The sequence below is a fragment of the Domibacillus sp. PGB-M46 genome, from assembly GCF_022668875.1.
In the GTDB taxonomy this organism is placed as follows: Bacteria; Bacillota; Bacilli; order Bacillales; family Domibacillaceae; genus Domibacillus.
The window spans coordinates 76134-86397 of sequence record NZ_JAKGCR010000016.1 but is presented as its reverse complement, the minus strand read 5'-3'; the positions used below and the strand labels follow the sequence as shown (position 1 = coordinate 86397).

Annotated in this window: 9 protein-coding genes and 1 rRNA gene; 7 read left to right on the top strand and 3 right to left on the bottom strand. The window is 42.5% G+C overall.

What is annotated here, in order from left to right; all coding sequences use genetic code 11:
• From rrf to L2D08_RS16710, 7 genes are all read left to right on the top strand, one after another.
• A 5S ribosomal RNA gene (gene rrf, locus L2D08_RS24695) occupies positions 1 to 76 on the top strand; the annotation flags it as partial.
• Between the two features lie 477 nt (positions 77 to 553).
• Positions 554 to 1522, top strand: coding sequence for a glycosyltransferase family 2 protein (locus L2D08_RS16735; RefSeq protein WP_242235390.1), 969 nt, complete (start codon positions 554 to 556; stop codon positions 1520 to 1522).
• Positions 1506 to 1922 carry a GtrA family protein gene (locus L2D08_RS16730; RefSeq protein ID WP_242235389.1) on the top strand — a complete coding sequence of 139 codons (417 nt, stop codon included), beginning with the start codon at positions 1506 to 1508 and terminating at the stop codon, positions 1920 to 1922. Before L2D08_RS16735 ends, L2D08_RS16730 begins: the two co-directional genes overlap by 17 nt.
• Positions 1880 to 4516 carry a YfhO family protein gene (locus L2D08_RS16725; RefSeq protein WP_242235387.1) on the top strand — a complete coding sequence of 879 codons (2637 nt, stop codon included), beginning with the start codon at positions 1880 to 1882 and terminating at the stop codon, positions 4514 to 4516. Before L2D08_RS16730 ends, L2D08_RS16725 begins: the two co-directional genes overlap by 43 nt.
• Before the next feature lie 84 nt (positions 4517 to 4600).
• Entirely contained in the window at positions 4601 to 5317 is a 717-nt protein-coding gene (locus L2D08_RS16720) for a hypothetical protein (RefSeq protein ID WP_242235385.1), read from the top strand.
• A 98-nt stretch (positions 5318 to 5415) separates the two neighbouring features.
• Entirely contained in the window at positions 5416 to 6504 is a 1089-nt protein-coding gene (locus L2D08_RS16715) for a type III polyketide synthase (RefSeq protein ID WP_242235383.1), read from the top strand.
• Positions 6501 to 7025, top strand: coding sequence for an isoprenylcysteine carboxyl methyltransferase family protein (locus L2D08_RS16710; protein ID WP_255822000.1), 525 nt, complete (start codon positions 6501 to 6503; stop codon positions 7023 to 7025). The genes L2D08_RS16715 and L2D08_RS16710 overlap by 4 nt, the downstream gene beginning before the upstream one ends.
• Positions 7026 to 7065: 40 nt before the next feature.
• Here the strand turns inward: L2D08_RS16710 and L2D08_RS16705 are convergent, their stop codons facing one another.
• From L2D08_RS16705 to L2D08_RS16695, 3 genes are all read right to left on the bottom strand, one after another.
• Complete coding sequence (locus tag L2D08_RS16705; protein WP_242235381.1) at positions 7066 to 7767, bottom strand: exonuclease domain-containing protein; 702 nt, start codon at positions 7765 to 7767, stop codon at positions 7066 to 7068.
• Positions 7768 to 7773: 6 nt separating this feature from the next.
• On the bottom strand, positions 7774 to 8754 hold the full coding sequence (locus L2D08_RS16700; RefSeq protein WP_242235380.1) for a DUF294 nucleotidyltransferase-like domain-containing protein: 981 nt from the start codon (positions 8752 to 8754) through the stop codon (positions 7774 to 7776).
• Positions 8755 to 8816: 62 nt separating this feature from the next.
• Positions 8817 to 10088 carry an ammonium transporter gene (locus L2D08_RS16695; RefSeq protein WP_242235378.1) on the bottom strand — a complete coding sequence of 424 codons (1272 nt, stop codon included), beginning with the start codon at positions 10086 to 10088 and terminating at the stop codon, positions 8817 to 8819.
• Positions 10089 to 10264 lie beyond the last annotated feature (176 nt).

The window sequence follows — 10264 nt, the reverse complement described above, 5'->3', positions numbered from 1 at the left end:
CGAACACGGCCGTTAAGCTCTTCAGCGCCGATGGTAGTTGGGGGTTTCCCCCTGCGAGAGCAGGACGCCGCCTGGCAGCATAATGATCTGTATTGAAAACACGCTCATTCAAATGTAAAATTTGAATGAGCGTGTTTTTTTGTTTTGTTTGTAAGATAAAGATACTGGGTGTGGTTTCAAAGGAATAAACGTTTTAACCTAATAAGTGCAGGGTAGAGTAAATTTGAATACATGTGAAAGTAACACTGCCTTCCTCCTGGATTCCGCTCATTTAAAGGAATTATTTCGTTTATCTTTTATTATGTCTAATCGGGGTGTAAAAAGCATAAAAGGTGGAGGTGGATGAAGCATAGGAGCAATCCTCTTTTTTATTTTCCTTTTGATTTCTTTTCAAAAAGAATGTTCAAAGCATTTTTAGCTAATAATATAAGGAGTTGATACCTATACCTTCACATCGGATAAGGTCACCTAAATCATGAAGCGGGCGAGTGGACTACCCACCTGCTTGAAAAAAATGATGAATTAAGACGTAAAAGAGACGGAGGATGACAGGATGAAACCAGTCAAAATTTCATATATTATTCCAGCTTACAATGAAGCTGAAAATATCCCTAAAGTACTTCAGGCCATCAATCAAGAAATGAATGGTCAATTCTACGCATATGAAGTTATTTTTGTTGATGACGGAAGCGCTGATGATACCCTGGATGTTATAAAGCAGCTGGCATTTCATTGTAATGAAGTTCAATATATCTCCTTTACCCGCAATTTTGGAAAAGAGTCTGCTATGCTGGCAGGTCTTCAGCATGCCCAGGGTGATGCGGTTATTTTGATGGATGCCGATTTGCAGCACCCGCCTTCTCTCATTTCTCAGCTGTTAAAAGGATATGAAGAAGGATATGACCAAGTTATTGCCAAGCGGAATCGAACTGGTGATTCTCCTGTTCGTTCTATTATTTCTTCTTTCTTTTATCGGCTTGTTAACCATACAGTCGACGTAAAACTGACAGATGGAGAAGGCGATTTCCGTCTTTTAAGCCGCAGAGCAGTGAATGCCTTGTTAACGCTAAGTGAAGGAAATCGATTTTCTAAAGGATTGTATTCATGGATTGGATATGGACAGAAAACCATATCTTATGAAAATGTAGCCAGAGAATGCGGCGAAACAAAATGGTCTTTCCCAAAACTTCTGAATTACGCCATTGATGGGATTGTTTCGTTTAACCATAAGCCTCTTCGTGCCTGCTTTTACACAGGAGCGCTTGTGTTATTTATGTCGCTTGTTTATATAGCCATCACTTTTGTTCAGATCATGCGGACAGGAGTAGTTGTTCCTGGATACTTTACTCTTATCTCTGCTGTTCTTTTTTTAGGCGGGGTTCAGCTTGTCTGTATGGGCATTATCGGAGAATATATTGGAAGAATTTATAACGAAACAAAAAAGCGGCCTCATTATTTGATTCAGCATACGAGTATCGGGGCACCAAAAGAAAAGAGAGAAAAACATGCCATTTATTCCTAATGAATTTTTGAAATTTATTATTGTTGGTGTTATTAACACCGGTCATTATTATGCGGTATACATACTTATGCTGCATGGATTGGGATTACATTTTTTTGCCGCGCATATGATCGGTTTTATCAGCAGTTTAATCGGCTCTTTTTTCTTAAATACGCTATATACGTACAAAGTAAAGCCGACTTGGTCCGCGTTTATCCGGTTTCCGTTAACGCAGCTGTTTAATACAGGGATGACAGCTGTGTTATTATATCTATTTGTTGAACAGTTTGGTATGAACAGTAGTATCGCGCCGCTTGTGGCCGTTTTCTTTACGCTGCCCGCTACGTTTATTCTGACAGGGAGAATTTTAAAAAAGCCATGCAAAAAAGAGAAAACACATCTACATTCTTACATAAAGTAAGCCCTTCAGGAAAAAAGGCTTCTTTTTTCTTTTTCTTTTTATCGAGCTTAATTATGGCTCTTTTGAGTCATTTGTTTTTTATTATGCAATGGTTTGATGGGCAGTACATGACAGGCATGAATGATGGCTTGTCACAAATGCAGCCTTTTAAGGAACTGCTTTACAATGAATTTAAAAAAGGCGAGTTTTTTTATTCTCCCGATTTTGGGCTGGGAGGGAGTATATACACACAGCTTAGTTATTATTTTTTTAATTCGATCATTTTTCTTCTTACAGCGGGTGTAACATTTGTTCTGGAGAGTATAGGACTCATTGGAAAGCCGGATCTTTTTTATTGGGCGGATGCCATTTTAGTTGTCAGTGTTCTTAGGCTGACCGTCATTTTGATGATAACGACGTTTTACTTTCGGTACATGACTCTCTCAGCACTGCCTGCTTTTGTTGGTGCGGTTGTTTATGGTACAAGCATTATTTACTTTCGGTATGTGACCTACTGGGAATTTTTTTCGGATTCGATGATTTGGCTTCCATTGCTTTTAATCGGTGTCGAAAAACTAATACGGGAAGAAAAGCCATGGTTTTTTCTTGCAGCTGTTTCGGTCAGCTTATTTGATAATTTTTACTTTTCGTATGTTAACTTTTTGCTTGCAGGCATTTATATTTTGTTCCGGTGGATTTTCAAGCTCTCAGAAGGAGAAACACCTGTAAAACAACAAATTAAGCTGTTTTTGCTGACTGGTATTGCGGGGTTTGGCATTAGTGCTTTTTCTTTTATTCCTGCTGTATATGGATTCTTAAATAATTACCGGCCGCCTTACACGGAGCAAATTCCTTTTATTGGTTTTACTGATAACTTTTTAATCAACGGCCTAATCGTATATATACCCGCTTTTGTCGTATTGAGTCTCATGCTTGTTTCTTTATACCAAAATCCGTTGTTCCGTTTTTTTGCTTTTATGACGATTTTTTTAGTCCTTTTACATATGAGCCCGTTTGCGGCCAGTGTTTTTAATGGTTTTTCAGCCCCGCAGTATCGATGGGAGCATCTTTTGTCTCTTACAGTGGGCGGTACAGCTGCGGCTGCACTCTCTATTCCGATTCAAATTAAACGAAAAAAGCTCATGATTGCTTTTGCCTGCGCAGCTGTGTTGTATATTCTTTTTTATGTGCTGGACCCTGTCATAACGTTCCAGCGTGCAAAAGATGCCTGGATGGGTGTTTCCGCATTTATAGTGGTGGCTGTCTTTTTTGTTCTTGTTATCCGGAAAAGCCGGCACATAAAATTAATAATGGCGCTGCTCATGATTTTAACAAGTATAGGGGTGGCGAACGCTTATCAGGAAAACCGCCTGTCGGTTTCAGGAACATCTTTTAAAGTGTCCAAAGAGTATATGAATAGTGATCAATACCGAGGTGCTGACCAGCAAAAGGTCATTGCCTTGATTCAGGAGCAGGAAACCGACCCGCTTGCCCGGATTGATTGGACACTTCAGCGCCGGAACAATACACCAATCATTCATGGCTTCAAAGGAATGAGTGCTTACTCAAGCATTTTAAATGAGCATCTTTTATTCTTTTACTTAAAAGATCTCTATATAGATATGGGCTGGGAAAGTGTCAGCCGGTATGGAACACTTGGGGATCGTGCTAATTTAGAAAGTCTGTTAATGGGCAAATATTATATCAAGAAGAAAGAAAAAGAAGCTGTTCCGTATGGATTCAAGGAAGCTGCCTCCGCCGGCGAATACGTTGCATATCAAAATGAAAATCTCCTTCCGTTTGTCCGCACGGCAAGTACCGTATTTTCAGAACGGGAATTAAAGAATGCTTCGCCCGTGGCAAAAGAACATGCTATGCTCTCGGGGATTGTCCTCGATCGTAAAGAGCCGGGAGCTCCTGTACCGGAGAGTGCATCCATTATAAAACGCACATCGGTCGAGCCTGTTCATGCCACTTATGAAAAGGATATACTCAAGGTACCCGAAAAAGGCGGGATTGATATAGTGGTCAATCAGCCTAATCCGTCTGTTAAAGATTATTACCTTACCTTTACTTTAAGAGGAATCGATAACAAGGATTCGTATGTACTTCAAGTCAATGAGTATAAAACAACCCGAAAAGCGGCCCGTTCTATCTATAAGACGAATGTGGATCAGCTGGTGATAAGAGTAAAAGCGAACAGCCGCATTTCCCTTCGTGTGCCAAAAGGAACTTATGAACTAAAGGATGTGCAGCTGTACGAAGAAACATATGAAGTTCTACAGGAAGCAAAAGCCCAAAGCCGTCAATCATCCGTCGAAGGGCTTCGCTGGGAAGGAAACCGCCTTTCTTTTACGTACAACAATACGAATCATAGTCAATACGCAGCCATACCGCTTCCTTACGAAAAAGGCTGGCGTCTAACGGTAAATGGTGAGAAGCGGGAAATCAAAAAAGCAAATTACGCATTTACAGGCATTGAACTAAAAGAGGGAAAAAATAATGTTGAGCTTGTGTATTATCCGCCTTTCTTTTTCCCGCTTCTCGCTTTATCGGCTTGTACTCTTTTTCTTGTTCTTCTCTTGTATTACCGAAAAAAACGATCCGCTTCTTAAAAGAGCGGGTCGTTTTTTTGTATAAAAAAAGTATGGAATGGCAATGAAAAAGGGAGAGGGTTCCTGAAGGGAAGGAGGAGCGGCATGAAAATGTTAAGCTTGGTATTGGCAATAGGCTTTGCTGTTCTTCACTTTTCAGCCAAGTACATGGTTTTTTTAAAACGTGTTCCAAGAAGCCGGTTTTTATCTTTTGCTGGCGGTATCGCCGTGTCATATGTATTTGTGCATCTTCTCCCGGATTTACATACGCATCAGCAGGTGCTGGAGAAAGCTCAAAATGGTCTGTTTCGTTTCATTGAGAATCATGCTTATTTGATGGCGCTTATGGGCCTGGCTCTTTTTTATGGCCTTGAAGAAGTAGTATCGCAGTCCATAAAGAAAAAGGAAACAAAGGCAAGTTCAGGTATTTTCTGGCTTCATGTGGGTGTTTTCTTCTTTTACAATATGCTGATTGGTTATTTGCTTATTCAAGAAACATTTGATCAAGTACTTGGAATGCTTTTTTATTTTCTTGCCCTGTCCGTTCATTTTATGACGATCGACCAAAGCATGCGTGAAGCGCACCAGCACGTATACGACCAATATGGCCGCTGGGTTTTAATTTTTGCCGTGTTAGTCGGCTGGGCTCTGGGTGCTTTAACGGAATTAAAAGAAGCGGCAGTGTCCACAATGCTGGCTTTTTTGTCGGGTGCGCTTATTTTAAATGTCTTAAAAGAAGAACTGCCAAAAGAAAGTGAAAGCAGCTTCGGCGCATTTGCTGCCGGATTGATTACTTATTCTGCGCTGCTGCTGGCCGTTTAAAAAGCTTTGCTTTTGTTTTGCACTGTTCCAGTCTGCGGCTGATTGTTTAAAAAAAGAAAGAGAGGGAACGATAAACAAAAAAGAAAAGTGGGATAAATATGCCGAGTATTGTTTCTGCCAGTACGCACTACCCTCCGCATATTGTTGAGCAGGGTCAAACTGCCGCTTTTGCCCGTGAATTATTCAAGGATGATTTCCGGGATATTGAGCGGCTTTTAACCGTTTTTCAAAATGGGCAAATTCAAAAGCGGCATTTTGCCATGCCGTTAACTTGGTTTGAGCGCGACCACAGTTTACAGGAACGAAATGATTTGTATATTGAAAAAGCAGTTGAGTATGGAACCGAAGCTGTTAAAAAGTGTCTGGCTGACGAACGCTTTTTACAGCAATCGCTGACAGCAGGCGATATTGATGCTATTTTTTTTATTTCCAGCTCAGGCATGGCAACGCCAAGCATTGAAGCGAGAATTATGAACTGTCTGCCGTTTCCTGATGAAACAAAGCGGATTCCGATTTGGGGGCTTGGCTGTGCGGGCGGAGCGGCTGGGATCAGCCGGGCTTATGAATATTGCCTCGCCTTTCCACAGGCAAAGGTGCTCGTGTTAGCGATTGAATTATGCAGCTTAACGTTCCAGCGAAACGACCGGTCAAAAAGCAATTTGGTGGGAACGTCGCTGTTTGCAGATGGGACGGCTTGTGTGCTTATGGCGGGGGACGAAGCCGGGATAGAAACAAAACGGCCTGTACCGTCTGTTTTAAAAAATGCATCCAAATTAATGCCCAATTCTGAAGATGTAATGGGCTGGGAAGTTAAAAACAGCGGTCTTCATGTCGTTTTTTCACGGGATATTCCTGTAATTGTCCGGGACTGGCTGGGAGGATTTGTAGATACTTTTTTAAAAAAGGAAGGGTTATCTATGAAGGAAATCACCCACTTTGTTGCACATCCAGGCGGAAAAAAAGTGCTGGATGCATACGAAGAAACACTGAGGCTTTCAAAAGAAAAAACACTTCATGCCCGGAACATTCTTTCATCGTTTGGCAATATGTCATCTCCAACTGTTTTATATGTGCTAGAACAATTTATGCTTGGCAATGTGAAGCAGGGAGACTACGGATTGATGACTGCTTTAGGACCCGGCTTTTCCGGAGAATTAGTACTGCTGAAGTGGAGGGAAACAGTATGAGTAGCATTTTTTGGCTGTTTATTCTTTTTCTTTGTGTACAGCGAATTTCTGAGCTTTTTATCGCCAAACGAAATGAAAAGTGGATGCTCAGTCAGGGAGCCTATGAAGCGGGGGCACGTCATTATCCATTTATTGTGGCACTTCACACGCTTTTCTTCATCAGCTTAATTGCTGAAGTGACCATGATGGAAAAAACGCTCAACTCAAACTGGCCGATGTGGCTGACATTATTTTTGGTTACGCAGCTTGGTCGGGTATGGACACTTCGCTCACTCGGCCCTTTTTGGAATACAAAAATTATCGTGCTTCCCGGCGCAAAAGTTGTTAATAGAGGTCCTTATCGCTGGGTTCGCCATCCAAACTATATCATTGTTACACTTGAATTTATTGTAATACCGCTGCTGTTTCAAGCCTACTACACAGCAATTATTTTCACGCTTTTAAATGCATGGATGCTGTCTGTCCGCATCGCTGCAGAGGAGCGGGCTCTTACAGATGCTACGGATTTCGGGAAAAGCTAAAGAATAAACAGACGGCAAAGCAGTTGGCTCTGTCGTCTGTTTACCGAATAACAGCGAGCCTTTCATAAACTTGTGACAGTGTAGTGATACCTATTTCTTGAAGTTTTTCAACATACACCGCCCAAAGCGCCGCAGTAAGACGCGCATCACCAAGAGCATGATGCCGGCCGGTTATAGGAATTTGATTGTGTTCACAGCAGTCCTCCAGGCGTACATAAGGATTGTCGGGTTCTGCGATCCGGTACATAAAGGATGTATCGATCAGCCGGTGGGAAAACGGCGTCCGAAAATATTTACGGCTTGCATACGTCATAAAAGCTTTTTCATGGCTGGCGTGATGGGCAACGAGAGGAGAAGCCCCGGCAAATTTAAAAAATTGTGCCAGCGCTTCAGCCGGCTCAGGAGCCTTTATCAATTCTAATTCCTCAAGTCCTGTTAATTCCTTTACAAGAGGCGGGAGTGGTTCAGTAAATCGGACCAATGAATAGAATTCATCTTCAACGTGTCTTCCACATACTTTTACAGCGCCAATCGATAAAATTTGATCCCCTTTGTCTGGATGAAATCCGGTTGTCTCCAAGTCAAATACAACTACCTGCAATTTGTCGAGCGGGATCGAGGCTGCCTCCTTTGTTTTTAAATCCCGCTGCAGACTCCGCATAAAAGCGATATCATGACGGCCGCCCTGAAGGCCTGTGAAGCGGTTTCCACTTAAATTTTTCATAAAATCATTAAAGCCCATTCGGCATCATCCTTTTGCTATGAATCGCTGTACATAATGATGAAGGGATTCTGCGGTTTTTAAAATATGGCGCAGTTCCCGCTTGCGGACCGGTCCAAGTGAATCAATGTTTATATAGTGAGAGCTATCATAGTCGGGCGCGTTTCTTAAGACGCGCAGCCTGAATTCGAGCAGCAGCCGAAACGCTTCCTCATATTCCTGCATGCGGCCGTTATGAGCAGGAACAGCTGTTAAAGCCTTCATACGCAATAAAGTAGAAGAAGCATCAATTCCTTCTTTAACGGCAAGCACGCGAATAGCATTTACGTAAGGAAGAAAAGCGGATTGTTTTAAATTAAGTGACCCGGCATGCTGGCCGTTTTGTTCCGTGAAAATTTGTCCAAAAAGGCCAATCGATTTTTTCATAAATTGAATGTTTTCAAAAAAGCGCTTCAGCTTGTGCGGATTTTTTTTCATGTTTGCAGCCACTTGTTGTTTCAAAGTGGAAACGGGTTCTTTGTCGCCATGAATCACACGGGCATCATAGATCATATGAAGAGAACGCATCGTATCTAGTGTTTCAGATTCAATCCATAAAGCGATTTGCTGCTTCCAATCCTCTGCTGACCGGCACCAGACTGGATTAGAACTCATGACTTTTCCTTCACAGTACGGGTACCCAGCTGTATGTAATCCATCTGAAAAAGTTTGGCCTAAATCTAAAAAATAAGCAGCGGCTTCATCTGTATGGGCCTCGAAGGCAATGCCATGATCCTGGTCGCTGATGGTGCCTTGTTCAGAACGGCCGGCGCTGCCGAGCAAAAAAAGGGAATAAGAACAGGGGGGAGGGCCATACTCGTGCTCGTGAATTTGCAAAGCGATCGTAAGAACCTGCTTCATAATTTCATCGTGAAAGGCATTCAAGCGCTGTGTGGAGTGAAGGTGCCGATCCATTTTCGCTTCTTTTTCCTGGCGAATGTTTGCATACGTTTGCTCCCGCGTTGTCATGATTTTTCACATCCTTTTAAACAATAATACGCAAAGCGCTGCCGCTTTGCGTATTATTTATCTTATTTATCGCCTGCAGCCTTAGATTTTGTGTCAGCAAACACTTCGGGATAGCCATATGTGCCGTGTTCACTGATATCAAGCCCCATAATTTCTTCTTCTTCTGAAACACGGAGCCCGCCAAGAAGCTTCTTGATGGCGAAAAGAATGACGAACGAAGCAACAAACGCAAATGCGCCGGAGACGAATACACCCATCGCCTGAACCCCGAGCTGTTCGAATCCGCCGCCGTAGAAAAGACCCGGACGGCCAACAGCAGCAAGATCAGGTGTAGCGAAGAACCCAGTTGATAATGTTCCCCAGATACCAGGAATACCGTGAACAGAAAGAGCAAAGATCGGATCATCAATCCCCATTTTTTCCATCCATTTTGCCCCATAGAATACGAGAACGCCGGCAATTAAGCCGATTACAACGGCTGCCCATGTGTCAACGAAAGCACAAGATGCGGTGATGGCTACAAGACCAGCCAGAGCGCCGTTTAAAATAGTCGGAATGTCCGATTTTCCAAGGGTTACCCAAGAGATAATCAATGCAGCAACAGCACCTGCTCCAGCCGCAAGCTGTGTATTAAGGGCTACAAACCCGAAGAACCCGGCATCAACAGATACTGTACTTCCGGCGTTAAAGCCAAACCAGCCTACCCATAAAATCAATACGCCGAGTGATGTGAACACTTGGTTATGCCCATGAATGGCATTGGCAGAACCATCTTTATTAAAGCGGCCGATGCGAGGTTTAAGAAGGATCGTAGCTGCCAGAGCCGCCATAGCGCCTGTTAAGTGAACAACGGTTGAACCGGCGAAATCCTGCTTGCCATGCTCCGCAAGCCAGCCGCCGCCCCAAATCCAATGTGCAACAACGGGATAAACAATTGCTGAGAAGAGAATGGTGAATAAAACGTATACAGATAACTTTGCACGTTCCGCGAAACCGCCCAGAGCGATTGTAATCGCGATCCCTGCGAATGCCAGCTGGAATACGAAGAATACAGTAGATGAAAGCCCTAAATCTAAGTCAGCGCCAGAGTAGAAAAAGTTCGACATTCCTACAAAGAAGTTCGCGTTATCACCGAAAATGAAAGCAAATCCGACAGCCCAGAAAACGAGGGAAGCGAGTCCGAATGTGAAAGCTGTCTTGCCGGCAATATGGCCAGCGTTTTTCATACGAGTTGATCCAGCCTCAAGCATAATGAATCCGGCAATCATGAAAATAACTAAAATAGCACTAACCATGACCCAGAGGCTGTTCATTAAGTACAACATATCTTCCATGTTAAAACCCTCCCGAATGTTATTTTTGATAACTTATTATGTCACTTTTTATAACATGTACTTATCTTATGCGGAAAACTAAGATTCGTCAATAGAATTTTAAGGATTTTATTCATATATGTAATAAAACATTACATAAACAAGGCGAATAATGTATAGAAGAACTGATTTTGATG